This is a genomic window from Candidatus Thiodiazotropha sp. CDECU1 (assembly GCF_963455295.1).
GTDB lineage: Bacteria > Pseudomonadota > Gammaproteobacteria > Chromatiales > Chromatiaceae > Thiodiazotropha.
Genome location: NZ_OY734020.1, coordinates 358,811 through 375,816 on the forward strand (window position 1 = coordinate 358,811; position 17,006 = coordinate 375,816).

Sequence of the window (17,006 nt, forward strand, 5' to 3'; positions counted from 1 at the left end):
AGACGTTATGTTTGGTAAGAGTAAGAAAAAATTCCGTTCCCCGCGGATTACTACGGTGATTGGAACGGGAACCGAAATCAAGGGTGATATCACTTTCAGTCATGGGCTGCACGTGGATGGTGTGATCAAGGGGGATGTGCTCTCCGATCCTCAGGATCAAACCGCAACCCTGACGTTGAGCGAATTGGGCACCATCGATGGCAATGTCCGGGTGGGCAATGTGATGCTGAATGGCACGGTTGTGGGAGATGTGATCGCTAGTAACAGGGTGGAGTTGGCTCCCAAGGCAAGAATAACGGGCACTCTAACCTATGCCATGTTGGAGATGGCGATGGGAGCGGAGGTCAACGGTAAACTGATCCACGCCACAGAGCAGGAACCCCCGCAGTTGCAGTATGACGGGAAACAGCAGCAAGACGAGGCCGTGGTGAGTGATGGGGAGAAGGTGATTACCCCGGAGGGATAGTAGGATTGGTGGGTGAATAATACTTGACTGTTTTTCTTGGTAATCGCATACTTCCCATTAACCGTGCCTAATACCGAATTAGGTTTGGAAATTTAGATCAAACTCACCTGAGGAGATCAGGTCGAAGAGAGCAGGACCATCATCATGACTAGCGTTGATACATATGCCGATTCCATCAACTTCACCGAAGCGGCTGCCTCCAAAGTGGCTGCATTGATTGCTGAAGAGGGTAATCCCGATCTGATGTTGCGCGTCTATATTCAGGGGGGAGGCTGCTCCGGGTTCCAGTATGGTTTCTCATTCGATGAGAATGAAAACGACGGCGACACCAAGGTCGAAACCGGTGGCGTGACACTCTTGGTAGATCCCATGAGTATGCAGTATCTGATGGGGGCCGAGGTGGACTACACAGAAGGCCTGCAGGGTGCCCAATTCATTATCCGCAATCCCAATGCAACCACCACCTGTGGCTGCGGTTCCTCATTTTCTGTCTGATTGATCTTCCACAAGGCGCCCACATCGCCGCTGCATGGCTTGTGGGCGCCTGTCAGACGCTCTCCGGCAATCCTGATCAACCCTCGGCGTAAGGCAGAAGGGTCAACTCCACGCGGCGGTTTTGCTGACGTCCGGCGGGTGTCTTGTTGGATGCGGTTGGCATCTTTTCACCATATCCAACCGTATCGATACGCACACCCTCCACGCCACTTCGTACCAGGACGTTTGAGACAGACTGGGCGCGCTGCTGTGACAACAGCTGGTTGTAGGAATCCGAACCTGTGCTGTCGGTGTGGCCCGCCACCTCTATCATGGTCGACTTGTACTCCTTGAGTACCAGGGCGACCGAGTCGAGCACCTCTACGAAGTTGGGTTTAAGGTCTGATTTGTCCACCTCGAAGGTGATATTGCCGGGTAGATTCAGGATGATGTTATCCCCTTCGCGGGTTACGCTGACCCCGGTATTTTCCAGGCGCTGACGTAACTTGGCCTCCTGCACATCCATATAGTAGCCGACACCGCCGCCGGCAATGGCACCGATTCCGGCACCCTTCAAAGCACGTTCCTTGCGTTTCTTCTTATCCTTGGAGGTGGCTATTCCCAATACAGCCCCGGCTACAGCACCTATCATGGCACCGGTGGTTGCCTTGGATGTCTTCTCTTCCCTTGTATAGGGGTCGACGGTGGTACATGCCTGCAGCATGACCATGCTTGCCACAAGGCAACAGAGTGTGCTTCGAATAGCCATCTTTATTTAATCTCCTATGCTCCTCCGACATCCAGTTGGGATGGGGGATTGGTGTTACCAGGCCCTAACAGACCTCGTCAGTCAACGTTTGTTCTCCGGGTATGTTGCTTTTATGCTAACAATTCCCGCCAATGTTAACTGCCAACGAAACGACATTTTACAATTGTTGATGGATGGAGCCCGTAGCTGGGCGCCTGGGCGCTAGTCACTCTTGCCAAACAGGTCGCGGAATAGCTGCAAGCTGGTTTGGCGACCCAATTCGCCAATAGCGGTGGTGAGAGGGATCTGTTTCGGACAGACCTGTACACAGTTCTGCGCATTGCCGCAATCGCTCAGACCCCCATCAGCCATGATGGCATGCAGACGCTGCTGTTTATGATAGCTCCCGGTAGGATGGTTGTTCATCAATCTCACTGCTGCCAGGGCTGCGGGGCCGACAAACTCCTTTTCCATCGCATACTCCGGGCAGGCCTCCATGCAACATCCACAACTCATGCAACGGCTGTAGAGGTAGTTCTCCTTCCACGCCTCCGGTGAGATTCGAGGGGCGCCCTGATGCGTATCCCAGGCACCGTCTATTTCGATCCATGCGCGGACTCGCTTCAAATCGCTGAAGATCTTGCTGCGATCAACCATTAAGTCTCGCACTACGGGGAATTTGCTCAGGGGTTCAAGTGTTATGGGTTGCTCCAGGGAGTCGACCAGGGTGGAGCAGGCTTGTCGCGGGCGCCCGTTGATGACCATGGAGCAGGCGCCACAGACCTCTTCCATGCAGTTGAATTCCCACACCACTGGATCGACTAACTGACCCTCAGTGGTGATTGGGTGCTCACGGATTGTCATCAGGGTTGAGACGATGTTATGGCCCTCGCGATAGGGTATTGAAAATGTCTGCCAATAGGGTGGGCTGTAGGGGGTGTCCTGGCGGCGTATCCGTAGTTCGATCTTTTTACCCATCATCTCTCCCTCAACGATAGTCCCGTGGCTCTTCCGGGGGCAGGACCGATAGATCAATCTCTTGAAAGCTGATCCTGGGACCGGATGTTGATTGTTCGGCGATGGTTGTCTTCAGCCAATCCTTATTCTGCTTTTTCCACTCCTTCCGATAGGTCTCATAGGTCGGATCTCCAGGATAGGCATCAATCGGTGTCGGCAGTTCAAAGGCAGGTTTGTAGTGGGCGCCTCGGCACTCATCCCGGGCCAGGGCGCTGCTTGCTATGACCTGTCCAAGGCGTATCATCTCCTGCAGCTGACGGGTGTATATAAGGCCCTGGTTGTTCCATGTATTAGCAGCCTGCAGGTCTACCGATTGGCTTCGTTGTTCCAGCTCCTGGAGCGATTCAATGGCCTGTTTCAGGATCTCATTGTCTCTGACGACGCCCACCTTGCTCGACATGATTTCACCCAGTTCATGATGCAGCGTATAGGGATTCTCCCTGCCATTGTTGGCGGTCAGATTTTGATTGATCGACTTCTGACGCATGATCTCATCGTCATAGTGGCGCTCTGGTACGCTATGCAGATCTTCCTCCAGTCCTTTCAGGTAGTTGGCGACCGCCTCACCCGCCACCCGGCCGCTGAATGAAGCAGAAAGCAGTGAATTGGCCCCCAGGCGGTTGGCGCCATGGTAGCCGTAATCGCACTCGCCACAGGCATACAGGCCAGGGATGTTTGTGGCATGGTTACGCGGGCTTCCCGCCTGCATGCCGCCATGGGATTGATCCTTCTCAAAGTCAACCCAGAGCCCTCCCATGGCATAGTGCGCCGAGGGATAGATCTCCATGGGTTCATGCACTGGATCGGTACCGTGAAACTTACGGTAGATATCGAGGATCGCATGCAAGCGCTGTTCGATAAAGCCGGGATTCAGATGGGTGAGGTCGAGATAGACCTTGTCTTCCCCGCCGACACCCAGACCCATTTCGTGGACCACCTTCCAGATGGCGCGTGACGCCACATCCCTGGGTACCGTATTGCCATAGCTGGGATACCACTCTTCGAGGAAATAGAGACGCTCCTGTTCCGGGATCTGGTTGGGTTTTCGTTTGTCACCCGGCTCCTTGGGCACCCATATGCGGCCCCCTTCACCCCGAGCCGCCTCGCTCATCAGGCGGGTTTTGTCATCCCCCAGCATGGCGGTAGGATGGAATTGAAAGAATTCGCAATTGGCATACAAGGCACCCTGTTGGTAGGCGCGACAGGCGGCCGCCCCGGTGGAGTTGGTGGAGTTGGTGGAACGATGACCAAACACCTGTCCCATGCCGCCGGTTGCAAGGATCACGGCATCTGCACGAAAACGTTTTACATCCATGGTGCGCAGGTTCATGGCTACGATGCCTTTGCACACCCCCTGGCCATTCTTCACCAAAGAGAGGAACTCCCACCACTCATATTTCTGGACACGCCCCAGCGCCTCCTGACGGCGTACCTCTTGATCGACGCCATATAACAACTGCTGTCCGGTACTGGCGCCTGCGAATACCGTGCGCCGGTTCTTGACGCCGCCAAACAGGCGCAGATCCAATAAACCCTCTGCCGTGCGGGAGAAGGTTACACCCATGCGTTCAAAGGTGCGGATGATACCGGGGGCCTCTTCGCACATAGATTTCACCGGCGGCTGATTGGCGAGGTAGGCGCCTCCTTTCAGGGTATCGGTAATATGCTGCCAAACCGAATCCCGCTCACCTTTGGTATCAAAACAGGCGTTGATGCCACCCTGAGCGCATACGGAGTGGGAGCGCTTGACCTCGAATAGGGAGAATATATCAACCTGAAATCCCGCTTCTGCGACCCGTAAAGCCGACCATAGACCGCCCAGCCCACCACCTATGACGATCACTTTAGGTGGTCGTTTCATGGCAAAAATCCCAGCATGCCATGCAGCCCCATGGCAGAGAGCATAAGGGCAAGCAGCATACAGGCGTAGAACCAGTGGCGTTGGGCCTCGACACTCGTGGTCAGTCCCCAACTGATGGCCATGGTCCATAGACCATTGCATAGATGAAAAACCGCCAGTAGAAGACCTGTCAGGTAGAGCAGGAATGTATAAGGGTTGCTGAGCAGCATCTGCATATGAGTGAAGAGGTCGAGCTTGATGTCGGGTTGCCAGATCGCCCAGATTCTTGTCCATCCAACGTGGAGTATGAGGAATAGCAGTATGCCGATGCCTGAAACCCGTTGCAGCCAATAAAAACGGTTGTGCAGCCAGGGATAGGGATTCCACTTACCTTGGGTAGGGTGGAGTATGAGTAAACCATAACCCGCATGGAATATCAGGGGCAGGGCAATGACGAAAATCTCCATCAATGTCAGGTAGTTGAGACCCTGCAGCCAGCCCACCACCTGCTCGTTGTAATGGGCCTGGCCAAAGCGGGACTGAGAATTCTCCCACAGGTGAAACAGCAGGAAACCACCAATAGGCAGGAGCCCGAAGAGTGAGTGCAGTCGGCGCAACAAGAAATGCAGATTGTGGATTGAGGCACTATGCATGGTTTAAAGAGGCTGATCTGTGTATGTATATTATAGAATTATTACCTTCTAATTATCTGACGTGGAGCATCTAAGTACCATTTATTGACGCCTGTTTAGGATTCAATTATCTGATGAACTATCTATACACGCGGATATTCTGAAAATCCAACAGGTGCCGGTGGCAACCCATAGATTTAATTGATGATCCAGCCGACATCGGTGTAATAATCAGATAGACTAATAGGTCAAGAATATAGATAGCAAAGTTATCGGTAGTTTAAAGGATAGATGCCACTTCCATTGCGTGAGTGGGGGCTCATGGAAAATGCTCAGTAAAAGCATCGGCGCAAGGATACTGTTTGTCGTGGGGATTGCAGCATCACTCACCCTCACCGGTCTAGTGGTCTTCTACACCCAAAGTCAGCGAACCGTTATTGTCAATGATTACAAGGTTGTCACTGGGCGTATAGTCTCCACCGTGGTTGCCGGTTTAGGGGCCATCATGGAGACCGGGTCTGCCGCCATAGCCCAACAATATGCGGAGGATATTAAAGGTGCCGTGGGATTGGAGGGCTTCAGCTTTATCCGTCCAAATGGTGCAGAGGCCTTTTTGGACAATGCCACCCTCAAGCAGGTCAATTCTCGACTGGGTCAGACTCTGTTCAGAGAGCGAACTGAGACACGAGAGGTTCGGCACTATCCAGAGAACCATCAACTCCTGCAGCAGGTTAAAAATACCGCCAGCTTGATTGGCAAAGTGGATGAGTCAGGAGAGCGGTATACGATTCTTTTACCGATTGCCAACAAGCTTGTCTGTCACCAATGCCATGGTGATAGCCAGAAGGTGCTGGGTTTTGCCAGATTGAGCACTTCACTGCAACAGGTCAATCAGATGGTAAGCCAAAGTCGAAACCAGGCGATCTGGGTATTGGTTGTTGTATTGATACTGTTTCTGCTTCTGACCTATCTGTTTCTGCGTAAAGCCGTGATCACACCAATTCACCAGGTGACCGAAGCGATGTACCATGTTGAGCAGGGTGATCTGACTCAGCAGGTGCCTGAAATCGGTAAGGATGAGCTGGGGCGGATGGCGCGTTCCTTCAATGCCATGGCCCGTCAAATACTCGAGATCCAAACCGGGCTGGAGATGGAGCAGGACAAGCTGACGACCATCATTCTCAATGCCGGTGAGGGGATTGTGGTAACCGACCGGGAAGAGCGGATCGCGTTGGTAAATCCTGCGGCGGAGGCGTTGCTGGGCAAGGCAAAAACAGCCATCATCAAGCAAGGGTTTTATAACATGGTGGATGATTCGGCAATGATTGAACGTCTGATCCGGCATCCCGATCCCAATTATGCTGAGTCGGTGCAGCAGGGTAAACGCTATCTCAGCATTATGGCTGCAAGGATACATACAAATCAGGGAGATATCCTGGGCATGGCCGCACTGATGCGTGATGTCACCAACCAGCGGCGTCGGGAGGCCTATCTCGAAGCTATCTCCTACACGGATGAATTAACCGGACTGCTAAATCGCCGCTCGCTGACCGATATCCTGGATCAAGCTGTTTCTGATGCTCTGGAAAAAATGCGCCCACTCAGCCTGCTGATGCTGGATCTGGATCACTTCAAGCGCTTGAATGACACCCATGGTCACGACATGGGAGACCGGGTGTTGGGCATGTTTGGGAAGCTGTTGAAAAGGCGCTTGAGAGACTCTGATTATGCCTGTCGCTATGGTGGTGAAGAGTTTTGTGTCATCTTGACCAATACCCCAGCCAAGGGTGCATTTAAAACCGCCGAGGATATTCGCCGGGCACTGACCGAGATGGACACTGACGGTGTCAGTGTCACAACAAGTATCGGTGTGGCATCTCTTGACCAGTTAGATTCACCCACACCGGAGAACCTGCTGAAGGCGGCGGACATGGCGCTCTACGAGGCCAAAGACCAGGGGCGAAACCTAACCATTCGATACACTGAGCAAGATACTTTGACGGGTTGAAATTGTCTGCTTCAATGTATGCTGAATGTGTTGTACCCCGCTCAGGGAGAAGCGGGATAGATACCACCTAACACCACATTCCGTGCAGCGCCGGTAACAGAAGCCAGGTTGCCATTAAGTCCGCCAAGGGTGCGTTTTGCCAGCCAGGCAAAGGTGATGGCTTCGATCCAATCCGGATCCACGCCATAGGAGGAGGTGGACTGTATGCTGGCAGCGGGCAGATGAATGCCCAATCGTTCGAGCAGGTAGTGGTTGTGGGTGCCGCCGCCACACAGCAAAATCTCACCCTGTGCATAACCCTCGCCAGTAATCGCCTGAGCAATAGTGACAGCGCTGAGTTCAACCAATGTTGTCTGAACATCTACCGCTGAGGTGAGGTGATTGGCAAGTCGCTCCTGTAACCAATCGAGAGTGAAATATTCTCTACCGGTGCTTTTGGGTGCTGGCAGTTGAAAATAGGGATCAGCCAGCAGTTCGTCTAACAGGCCGTGATCGATTTGACCGCTTCTCGCCCATTCACCTTTCTGGTCCAGTCTGACGTCCTGATGCTTTTCTATCCAGCGATCGAGCAATGTATTCGCTGGGCCGGTATCGTAGCCAATCACCGGTTGTGCTGCGGTATCGGGTAGGCCTGTGATATTGGCAATCCCTCCAAGATTCAGGATGATGCGCTTTTTTCCCGGTTGTTGAAAAAAAGTCTGATGCAGGGCGGGTACAAGAGGTGCCCCTTGGCCACCAACAGCCATGTCGCGGCGACGGAAATCGGCCACAGTGGTTATGCCGGTCAGTTCTACGATGGTATTCGGGTCCCCAATCTGCAAGGTAAAAGGATTAACCGCATCGGGACGATGGCGAATGGTCTGGCCATGGCTACCAATGGCGGTAACTTGCTGTGACTCCATGTGGGCGAGTTCCAATACCCTTTGGCAGGCGGTTGCGAAGGTGATAGCGACCTGCCTGTCGATCTCTCCCATGCGATCTATTTCGTTATTGCCGGGTTGGCAGAGAGTGCGTAGCGAAGTTCTCAGTCGATCCCCATAGGGTTCAATATGACTGGCAATCAGCTGGGGTTGGTTGCTGGAGAGGTCGACGACAACCGCGTCTACACCATCCAGACTGGTGCCTGAGATGAGCCCCACGAAAACCGATTCATTCGGCATTGGCGACGAGGGTGCGATTGATCAGCTCAAGCTGGCTCAGCAGGGGTTGGATCTTAAGTTGGAAATCGTCACGATATTTTTTGGCGATTGGCTTGGCTGCGGGAAGTTTTACCGTTAATGGGTTTCTGTGCACCCCGTTGACGCGGAATTCATAGTGGAGATGAGGGCCGGTGGCGAGTCCTGAACTGCCGACATAACCGATTGTCTGTCCCTGTTTGACCTTGCTCCCCCGCTTGGCCTTCTTGTTGTAGCGGGAAAGATGGCCATACAGAGTAGTGTATGTCTGACCGTGCTTGATGATAACGGTCCTCCCGTAGCCACCCTTCTTGCCTCGGTGGATGATCTTACCGTCACCGGCGGCCTTAACTGGTGTGCCGGTTTTCGCTGCATAGTCGACGCCACGGTGGGGGCGTTTTTTACCTAACACAGGGTGGTAACGCTCCCGGGCAAAGCGTGACGATATACGTCTGAAATCGACAGGGGCCCGCAAAAAGGCCTTGCGCATGCTGCGACCATCGGGACTGTAGTAATCCGATCGACCAGTATCATCGCTATATAACAGGGCACGGTAGGGTCGTCCACGATTGACGAACTCCGCGGCTAGAATGGGGCCATCGCGGAGTTTCTCCCCATCCAGATAGTCTTCCTCGAATATTACTGTGAACTGATCACCGCTGCGGATCTCCAGCGCGAAGTCGATATCCCAGCCAAAGATGCCCGCCATCTGCATGATCAGTTTTTCTGACAGGCCGGCCTCTTTTGCGGCGCCATAGAAAGAGCTTTCGATGGTGCCACTGATATGATTGGTCCTGACTTCCACCTCCCTGCTAAGTTCGACTGATTCGAACCCATCATCGACGGCGGTAATCTTGAGGCTGTTGATCTTGCTCTGCTCGAGGCGAAGGCCAAGAAAGTTCTGTTCATGATCCAGGTCCACATACAGGACCTCCCCAGGGCGAATATCGGTCAGTTTTTTGGCGGTATCGCTGGAGTGGACGATACGGTGCAGCAGGTTGGCGCTGAGATCATGCTTTTTGAAAATAGTTGCCAGGGAGTCGCCGTTCTTGATTTCGTAGGTGAGAGTGTGAAACTCGGGTCCTTGCTCCTGCATCTCAGCTACAACAGGGGTGTCGGCCTCGATGGTCGGTTCGTTTTCGGTGGCGACCGCCTGTTTGATGAAGCTGATCGACTTAGGCGACGGGCTGGGTGCGATAGGCTCCCGCTTGGATTGGCCGGGCAGCTGTAGGGGTAGAACCCTCTTCTGATCCGGTTTTTCAATCTGTTCCGGAGCAGGCAGCCTCTCATCCACAGGGGAGTTGTCAATTGAAGTGCTGAAGTATAACAATCCTGCTACCAGGAGAAGCAGCAAGATGGCGGCATAGAGTATGCGGCGGCCAATCTGACCGCGGGTCGGTTTTCTCTCCAATGTATAGGATTTAAAGTCTTGCATGATTCAACAATACAGGAATATATACTTTGTAGCGGCCTCTTGGCGATAGAATATAGGGTCTGATCACATTATGGATAGTAGCGCATTACACCATATAATGGTTAATTTTATCAGATGCTTCTAGTAGAGTGTGCAACCATTGTCTTAATTTTAGAGATTTAGTAAATGATCGATGTCACTGGTTCCCTAGAACTTATTCGGCGAGGTACTGATGAGGTGCTGCCCGAGGAGCTGCTGATTAAAAAGCTGCAGCGAGGCAAGCCCCTGAAGATCAAGGCGGGGTTCGACCCCACCGCCCCTGACCTCCATCTCGGGCACACTGTGCTGATCAACAAGCTACGCCAATTCCAGGAGTTGGGGCACGAGGTGATCTTCCTGATTGGCGATTTCACCGGCATGATCGGTGATCCTACAGGAAAAAGCGCCACCCGGCCTCCCCTTACGCGGGATGAGGTGGTGGAGAACGCAAAGACCTATGAGCATCAGATATTCAAGATTCTCGATCCGAGTAAGACCACGGTGCTGTTCAATTCGTCCTGGATGGGAGAGATGTCAGCGGTCGACCTGATCCAGCTGGCCGCCAAACATACGGTTGCAAGGATGTTGGAGCGGGATGATTTCAATAAGCGTTATGGCAGCGGCCAGGCGATTGCGGTGCACGAATTTCTCTACCCGTTGATCCAGGGCTACGACTCAGTGGTGTTGAAGGCCGATGTGGAGTTGGGGGGAACCGACCAGAAATTCAATCTCCTGGTGGGGCGTCAGTTGCAGGAGGCCTATCAGCAGGAGCCGCAGGTGGTGATCACCATGCCGATCCTGGAGGGATTGGATGGGGTGCAGAAGATGTCCAAGTCCCTGGATAACTATATAGGTATTACCGATGCAGCCGAAGAGATGTTCGGCAAGATCATGTCGATCTCCGATGATCTGATGTGGCGCTATTTCGAATTGCTGAGTTTCCGGCCGATGACGGAGATCGAGGGTTGGAAGGGCGAGATTGCGCAGGGAGCCAATCCCAGGGATGTGAAGATCCGCCTTGCCGAAGAGCTGGTGGAGCGCTTCCACTCCAGGGAGGCGGCCGTGAAGGCCCATGAGGCGTTCGTGGCGCGTTTTCAAAAAGGTCAGCTGCCGGATGAGATGTCTGAGTTTGAGTTTACGGCGCCAAATGGTGGCTACCCGATCGCCAATCTGCTGAAAGACGCTGATTTGGTGAAGAGCACATCTGAGGCGATGCGCATGATAAAGCAGGGTGCGGTACGTATTGATGGGGAGAGAGTCGCAGGTCGTGACCTCACCATTGAGGCTGGATCCACTCGTGTCTATCAGGTGGGCAAGCGCAGATTCGCCCGCATCAGTATGAACTGACCGGTCCTATATATATAGTCAGTCACTGTCGGCAGGGCCTTTTCCCGCGACCCATAAATCGATCACCAGGCTTGTCAATGGGACGGCTTGGCGGTGTGGTGATGGATGTTGTAAAAAACATTCTGAAAGTTGTTGACGGAGGGGGTGAACTACGTATAATGCGCCACTCTTTCGCGGGGGTCGAACAGGCCTTTTCGGAAGCCTGGAGCGGGTTGTTTCTGGGGCTTCGATTTAGTTGTTGACAATGACTAAACGGGCTGTAGAATACGCGCTCTTGAACGGACCGGGAGGCCCCGGTGGCTTGGAAAAAGTTGAGAAGTTTCTTGACACAAGCGCAGGGTCCTTTAAAATAGGCGGTCTTTCTCGGAAGAAAGTTCCGAGATGCTCTTTAACAATCAGGTTAGGTAATTTGTGTGGGTGCTCCGTTGATTTTGGGTAACCAAAGATCGACAGAGAGCATTCAAAGATAGTAATTCTATCCGAGAATCTCGAGTCAAAAAGATTGGCTGCCATAAGCAGCTATCAAACTTAAACTGAAGAGTTTGATCCTGGCTCAGATTGAACGCTGGCGGTATGCTTAACACATGCAAGTCGAACGGTAACAGCAGAGCTTGCTCTGGCTGACGAGTGGCGGACGGGTGAGTAACGCGTAGGAATCTGCCTAGTAGTGGGGGACAACTCGGGGAAACTCGAGCTAATACCGCATACGCCCTACGGGGGAAAGCGGGGGATCTTCGGACCTCGCGCTATTAGATGAGCCTGCGTTGGATTAGCTTGTTGGTGAGGTAACGGCTCACCAAGGCGACGATCCATAGCTGGTCTGAGAGGACGATCAGCCACACTGGGACTGAGACACGGCCCAGACTCCTACGGGAGGCAGCAGTGGGGAATATTGGACAATGGGGGCAACCCTGATCCAGCAATACCGCGTGTGTGAAGAAGGCCTGCGGGTTGTAAAGCACTTTCAATTGTGAAGAAAAGCCTAGGGTTAATAACCCTGAGTCTTGACGTTAACTTTAGAAGAAGCACCGGCTAACTCCGTGCCAGCAGCCGCGGTAATACGGAGGGTGCAAGCGTTAATCGGAATTACTGGGCGTAAAGCGCGCGTAGGTGGTTTGGTAAGTCAGATGTGAAAGCCCTGGGCTCAACCTGGGAACTGCATTTGAAACTGCCTGACTAGAGTATGGTAGAGGGAAGCGGAATTCCGGGTGTAGCGGTGAAATGCGTAGATATCCGGAGGAACATCAGTGGCGAAGGCGGCTTCCTGGACCAATACTGACACTGAGGTGCGAAAGCGTGGGTAGCAAACAGGATTAGATACCCTGGTAGTCCACGCCGTAAACGATGTCAACTAGCCGTTGGACTCATTATAAGGGTTTAGTGGCGCAGCTAACGCGATAAGTTGACCGCCTGGGGAGTACGGCCGCAAGGTTAAAACTCAAAGGAATTGACGGGGGCCCGCACAAGCGGTGGAGCATGTGGTTTAATTCGATGCAACGCGAAGAACCTTACCAGCCCTTGACATCCTCGGAAGTTTTCAGAGATGAATTCGTGCCTTCGGGAACCGAGTGACAGGTGCTGCATGGCTGTCGTCAGCTCGTGTCGTGAGATGTTGGGTTAAGTCCCGTAACGAGCGCAACCCTTGTCCATAGTTGCCAGCACGTAATGGTGGGAACTCTATGGAGACTGCCGGTGACAAACCGGAGGAAGGTGGGGATGACGTCAAGTCATCATGGCCCTTATGGGCTGGGCTACACACGTGCTACAATGGCCGGTACAGAGGGCTGCCAACCCGCGAGGGGGAGCTAATCTCAGAAAACCGGTCGTAGTCCGGATCGCAGTCTGCAACTCGACTGCGTGAAGTCGGAATCGCTAGTAATCGCGAATCAGCATGTCGCGGTGAATACGTTCCCGGGCCTTGTACACACCGCCCGTCACACCATGGGAGTGGGTTGCAAAAGAAGTGGGTAGCTTAACCTTCGGGGGGGCGCTCACCACTTTGTGATTCATGACTGGGGTGAAGTCGTAACAAGGTAGCCGTAGGGGAACCTGCGGCTGGATCACCTCCTTTAAAAATGTTGCCCGGATCTTCGGAGCATCCACACAAGTTACCTAACCGATGTTGAAGCAGATACAGACCTGTTAAACAGCTAAGCAGCTGTACTGCGCTGAGTGACTTGGGTCTGTAGCTCAGTTGGTTAGAGCGCACCCCTGATAAGGGTGAGGTCGGAGGTTCAAATCCTCCCAGACCCACCATATTTATTCAGAACCAATTGACTCTTCAGGGGCCATAGCTCAGCTGGGAGAGCGCCTGCCTTGCACGCAGGAGGTCGGGAGTTCGATCCTCCCTGGCTCCACCAAACAGCTGAACGGTTCAGGCCGTTAGTGCCAAGTGTCTAGCGACAACGCTAGCCACTTCGTATTATCGAAGTACTGCTCTTTAAAAATTAGGTTAGATCGCAGATAGGCGGATGTCGTGAGACATCCACAATATCTAATTAAGTATCTAAGTTCTCAAACTTAGTTACTTGGGTATGTTGCATTTGTACGAGCGACCTGACTCCAGAATTTTTGGGGTTATATGGTCAAGTGATTAAGCGCATATGGTGGATGCCTAGGCGGTAGAAGGCGATGAAGGACGTTGTAGCTTGCGATAAGCTTCGGGGAGCCAGCAAACAGGCTTTGATCCGGAGATTTCCGAATGGGAAAACCCACCTGTCGTAAGACAGGTATCTTGCACTGAATTCATAGGTGTAAGAGGCAAACCCGGGGAACTGAAACATCTAAGTACCCGGAGGAAAAGAAATCAATTGAGATTCCCTCAGTAGCGGCGAGCGAACGGGGACCAGCCGAGCAAGAAATTCATAGTGGAATGGTCTGGAAAGTCCAGCGATACAGGGTGATAGCCCCGTACACGAAATGAATGATTGACGTATTAAGTAGGTCGGAACACGTGATATTCTGACTGAAGATGGGGGGACCATCCTCCAAGGCTAAATACTCTCTACCGACCGATAGTGAACTAGTACCGTGAGGGAAAGGCGAAAAGAACCCCGTAGAGGGGAGTGAAATAGAACCTGAAACCGTATGCGTACAAGCAGTAGGAGCCCCTTCGGGGGTGACTGCGTACCTTTTGTATAATGGGTCAGCGACTTACTTCTCAGTGGCAAGCTTAACCGTTTAGGGGAGGCGTAGGGAAACCGAGTCTTAATAGGGCGTTTAGTCGTTGGGAGTAGACCCGAAACCGGGCGATCTATCCATGGCCAGGGTGAAGGTGCGGTAACACGCGCTGGAGGCCCGAACCCACTTATGTTGAAAAATGAGGGGATGAGCTGTGGATAGGAGTGAAAGGCTAATCAAGCCCGGAGATAGCTGGTTCTCCTCGAAAGCTATTTAGGTAGCGCCTCGCGTCTCACTCCATGGGGTAGAGCACTGTTTCGGCTAGGGGGCCATCCCGGCTTACCAAACCGATGCAAACTCCGAATACGTGGAAGTGTAATCGCGGGAGACACACGGCGGGTGCTAACGTCCGTCGTGGAAAGGGAAACAACCCAGACCGCCAGCTAAGGTCCCTAAATCATGGCTCAGTGGGAAACGATGTGGGAAGGCATAGACAGCTAGGAGGTTGGCTTAGAAGCAGCCATCCTTTAAAGAAAGCGTAATAGCTCACTAGTCGAGTCGGCCTGCGCGGAAGATTTAACGGGGCTTAAGCCATGTACCGAAGCTGCGGATGCGTGCTTGCACGCATGGTAGAGGAGCGTTCTGTAAGCCTGCGAAGGTGTGCTGTAAGGCATGCTGGAGGTATCAGAAGTGCGAATGCTGACATGAGTAACGATAAAGGGGGTGAGAGGCCCCCTCGCCGAAAACCCAAGGTTTCCTGCGCAACGCTAATCGGCGCAGGGTTAGTCGGCCCCTAAGGCGAGGCAGAAATGCGTAGTCGATGGGAATCCGGTTAATATTCCGGAACTATTTATTACTGCGATGGGGTGACGGAGTAGGCTAGGTCATCCGGGTGTTGGTTTACCCGGTTTAAGCGTGTAGGGAGTCTGTTTAGGTAAATCCGGACAGGCAATTCTGAGACGTGATGACGAGTCTCCATGTGAGACGAAGTGATTGATGCCATGCTTCCAGGAAAAACCTCTAAGCTTCAGGTAATAAGTAACCGTACTCTAAACCGACACAGGTGGGTAGGGTGAGAATCCCAAGGCGCTTGAGAGAACTCTGGTGAAGGAACTAGGCAAAATAGTACCGTAACTTCGGGAGAAGGTACGCCCTTGGTATGTGAAGAGACTTGCTCTCGGAGCAGAAGAGGGTTGCAGTGACCAGGTGGCTGCGACTGTTTATTAAAAACATAGCACTCTGCAAACTCGAAAGAGGAAGTATAGGGTGTGACGCCTGCCCGGTGCCGGAAGGTTAATTGATGGGGTTAGTCCTCGGACGAAGCTCTTGATCGAAGCCCCGGTAAACGGCGGCCGTAACTATAACGGTCCTAAGGTAGCGAAATTCCTTGTCGGGTAAGTTCCGACCTGCACGAATGGCGTAACGATGGCCACGCTGTCTCCACCAGAGACTCAGTGAAATTGAAATCGCTGTTAAGATGCAGTGTACCCGCGGCTAGACGGAAAGACCCCGTGAACCTTTACTACAGCTTTGCACTGGACTTTGAATATGTTTGTGTAGGATAGGTGGGAGGCTTTGAAGCGGAGACGCCAGTCTTCGTGGAGCCAACCTTGAAATACCACCCTGATATATTTGGAGTTCTAACCTCGACCCGTTATCCGGGTTAGGGACAGTGTATGGTGGGTAGTTTGACTGGGGCGGTCTCCTCCCAAAGAGTAACGGAGGAGCACGAAGGTACCCTCAGCGCGGTCGGACATCGCGCAACGAGTGCAAAGGCATAAGGGTGCTTGACTGCGAGACAGACAAGTCGAGCAGGTACGAAAGTAGGTCTTAGTGATCCGGTGGTTCTGTATGGAAGGGCCATCGCTCAACGGATAAAAGGTACTCCGGGGATAACAGGCTGATACCGCCCAAGAGTTCATATCGACGGCGGTGTTTGGCACCTCGATGTCGGCTCATCACATCCTGGGGCTGAAGTCGGTCCCAAGGGTATGGCTGTTCGCCATTTAAAGTGGTACGCGAGCTGGGTTTAGAACGTCGTGAGACAGTTCGGTCCCTATCTGCCGTGGGCGTTTGAGATTTGAGGGAAGCTGCTCCTAGTACGAGAGGACCGGAGTGGACGTATCTCTGGTGTTCCGGTTGTCACGCCAGTGGCACTGCCGGGTAGCTAAATACGGACAGGATAACCGCTGAAAGCATCTAAGCGGGAAGCCCCTCCCAAGATTAGATCTCACTTGTCTCTTGAAGACACTGAAGGGCCGTTGAAGACTACAACGTTGATAGGCTGGGTGTGGAAGTGCAGTAATGCATGAAGCTAACCAGTACTAATTGCCCGTGAGGCTTGACCATATAACACCCAAACATTTTGGGTCAGGTTCAAGCAAACGCAACACCCATTGATATCACCATGCGATCTAACCGAATCAGAAAAAAGGGGTCGGAGTCAAGTTTCCATGCTCGGACTCGCGATTCGCGATAGGAGTGAGGGAAATTGACTCCGACCCCTTTTTTCGACCAGTTTACCTGGTAGATATAGCGTGTTGGTACCACCCGATCCCATCTCGAACTCGGAAGTGAAACGACATAGCGCCGATGATAGTGTGGGGTTTCCCCATGTAAAAGTAGGACACTGCCAGGTTTTTACGCTAAAACCCCGGACCGAACGGTCCGGGGTTTTTTTTTGTCTTTCGCTGTGAACCAAGATGAGTTTCCTGGCTCGAATTTAA

The 17,006-nt window shown here is 52.8% G+C and carries 10 protein-coding genes, 2 tRNA genes and 3 rRNA genes; 9 read left to right on the forward strand and 6 right to left on the reverse strand.

Annotated elements, in window-relative coordinates; all coding sequences use genetic code 11:
- Positions 1-7: 7 nt before the first annotated feature.
- Positions 8-466 (forward strand): bactofilin family protein, encoded by a 459-nt coding sequence (locus R2K28_RS01545; RefSeq protein WP_116445110.1) that lies wholly within the window; start codon positions 8-10, stop codon positions 464-466.
- A gap of 144 nt (positions 467-610) precedes the next feature.
- Positions 611-961 (forward strand): iron-sulfur cluster insertion protein ErpA, encoded by a 351-nt coding sequence (gene erpA, locus R2K28_RS01550; RefSeq protein WP_116449055.1) that lies wholly within the window; start codon positions 611-613, stop codon positions 959-961.
- A 76-nt stretch (positions 962-1,037) separates the two neighbouring features.
- Here the strand turns inward: erpA and R2K28_RS01555 are convergent, their stop codons facing one another.
- From R2K28_RS01555 to R2K28_RS01570, 4 genes are all read right to left on the reverse strand, one after another.
- Positions 1,038-1,709, reverse strand: coding sequence for an OmpA family protein (locus R2K28_RS01555; protein ID WP_316367674.1), 672 nt, complete (start codon positions 1,707-1,709; stop codon positions 1,038-1,040).
- 201 nt (positions 1,710-1,910) lie between these two features.
- Positions 1,911-2,669 (reverse strand): succinate dehydrogenase iron-sulfur subunit, encoded by a 759-nt coding sequence (gene sdhB, locus R2K28_RS01560; protein WP_316367675.1) that lies wholly within the window; start codon positions 2,667-2,669, stop codon positions 1,911-1,913.
- A gap of 7 nt (positions 2,670-2,676) precedes the next feature.
- Complete coding sequence (sdhA, locus tag R2K28_RS01565) at positions 2,677-4,566, reverse strand: succinate dehydrogenase (quinone) flavoprotein subunit (RefSeq protein WP_316367676.1); 1,890 nt, start codon at positions 4,564-4,566, stop codon at positions 2,677-2,679.
- The gene (locus R2K28_RS01570) at positions 4,563-5,162 is read right to left on the reverse strand and encodes a succinate dehydrogenase (protein WP_316367677.1); all 600 of its coding nucleotides are present in this window, start codon (positions 5,160-5,162) and stop codon (positions 4,563-4,565) included. Before R2K28_RS01570 ends, sdhA begins: the two co-directional genes overlap by 4 nt.
- A gap of 343 nt (positions 5,163-5,505) precedes the next feature.
- Between R2K28_RS01570 and R2K28_RS01575 the strand changes: the two genes are divergently transcribed.
- Positions 5,506-7,185, forward strand: coding sequence for a sensor domain-containing diguanylate cyclase (locus R2K28_RS01575; protein ID WP_316367678.1), 1,680 nt, complete (start codon positions 5,506-5,508; stop codon positions 7,183-7,185).
- A gap of 41 nt (positions 7,186-7,226) precedes the next feature.
- On the opposite strand, the gene R2K28_RS01580 is transcribed toward R2K28_RS01575, so the two are convergent.
- Together R2K28_RS01580 and R2K28_RS01585 are read right to left on the reverse strand one after the other, a co-directional pair.
- The gene (locus R2K28_RS01580; RefSeq protein ID WP_316367679.1) at positions 7,227-8,324 is read right to left on the reverse strand and encodes an anhydro-N-acetylmuramic acid kinase; all 1,098 of its coding nucleotides are present in this window, start codon (positions 8,322-8,324) and stop codon (positions 7,227-7,229) included.
- A 10-nt stretch (positions 8,325-8,334) separates the two neighbouring features.
- Positions 8,335-9,795, reverse strand: coding sequence for an OapA family protein (locus tag R2K28_RS01585; RefSeq protein WP_316367680.1), 1,461 nt, complete (start codon positions 9,793-9,795; stop codon positions 8,335-8,337).
- A gap of 165 nt (positions 9,796-9,960) precedes the next feature.
- On the opposite strand from R2K28_RS01585, the gene tyrS reads away from it, so the two are divergent.
- From tyrS to rrf, 6 genes are all read left to right on the forward strand, one after another.
- Positions 9,961-11,160 (forward strand): tyrosine--tRNA ligase, encoded by a 1,200-nt coding sequence (tyrS, locus tag R2K28_RS01590; RefSeq protein WP_116447953.1) that lies wholly within the window; start codon positions 9,961-9,963, stop codon positions 11,158-11,160.
- Between the two features lie 530 nt (positions 11,161-11,690).
- Positions 11,691-13,231, forward strand: a 16S ribosomal RNA gene (locus tag R2K28_RS01595).
- Between the two features lie 108 nt (positions 13,232-13,339).
- Positions 13,340-13,416: transfer RNA gene (locus R2K28_RS01600), tRNA-Ile, on the forward strand.
- Positions 13,417-13,444: 28 nt separating this feature from the next.
- A tRNA-Ala gene (locus R2K28_RS01605) sits at positions 13,445-13,520 on the forward strand.
- Between the two features lie 223 nt (positions 13,521-13,743).
- Positions 13,744-16,629, forward strand: a 23S ribosomal RNA gene (locus R2K28_RS01610).
- Between the two features lie 173 nt (positions 16,630-16,802).
- A 5S ribosomal RNA gene (gene rrf, locus R2K28_RS01615) occupies positions 16,803-16,918 on the forward strand.
- Together the 16S, 23S and 5S rRNA genes with 2 tRNA genes alongside form the textbook arrangement of a ribosomal RNA operon.
- Positions 16,919-17,006 lie beyond the last annotated feature (88 nt).

Excerpts from the sequence above, each read along its gene's own strand:
- sdhB (WP_316367675.1), bottom strand. The coding sequence starts at position 2,669 with ATGATGGGTAAAAAGATCGAACTACGGATACGCCGCCAGGACACCCCC.
- R2K28_RS01575 (WP_316367678.1), top strand. The coding sequence starts at position 5,506 with ATGCTCAGTAAAAGCATCGGCGCAAGGATACTGTTTGTCGTGGGGATT.
- R2K28_RS01585 (WP_316367680.1), bottom strand. The coding sequence starts at position 9,795 with ATGCAAGACTTTAAATCCTATACATTGGAGAGAAAACCGACCCGCGGT.
- R2K28_RS01555 (WP_316367674.1), bottom strand. The coding sequence starts at position 1,709 with ATGGCTATTCGAAGCACACTCTGTTGCCTTGTGGCAAGCATGGTCATG.
- R2K28_RS01545 (WP_116445110.1), top strand. The coding sequence starts at position 8 with ATGTTTGGTAAGAGTAAGAAAAAATTCCGTTCCCCGCGGATTACTACG.
- tyrS (WP_116447953.1), top strand. The coding sequence starts at position 9,961 with ATGATCGATGTCACTGGTTCCCTAGAACTTATTCGGCGAGGTACTGAT.
- sdhA (WP_316367676.1), bottom strand. The coding sequence starts at position 4,566 with ATGAAACGACCACCTAAAGTGATCGTCATAGGTGGTGGGCTGGGCGGT.
- erpA (WP_116449055.1), top strand. The coding sequence starts at position 611 with ATGACTAGCGTTGATACATATGCCGATTCCATCAACTTCACCGAAGCG.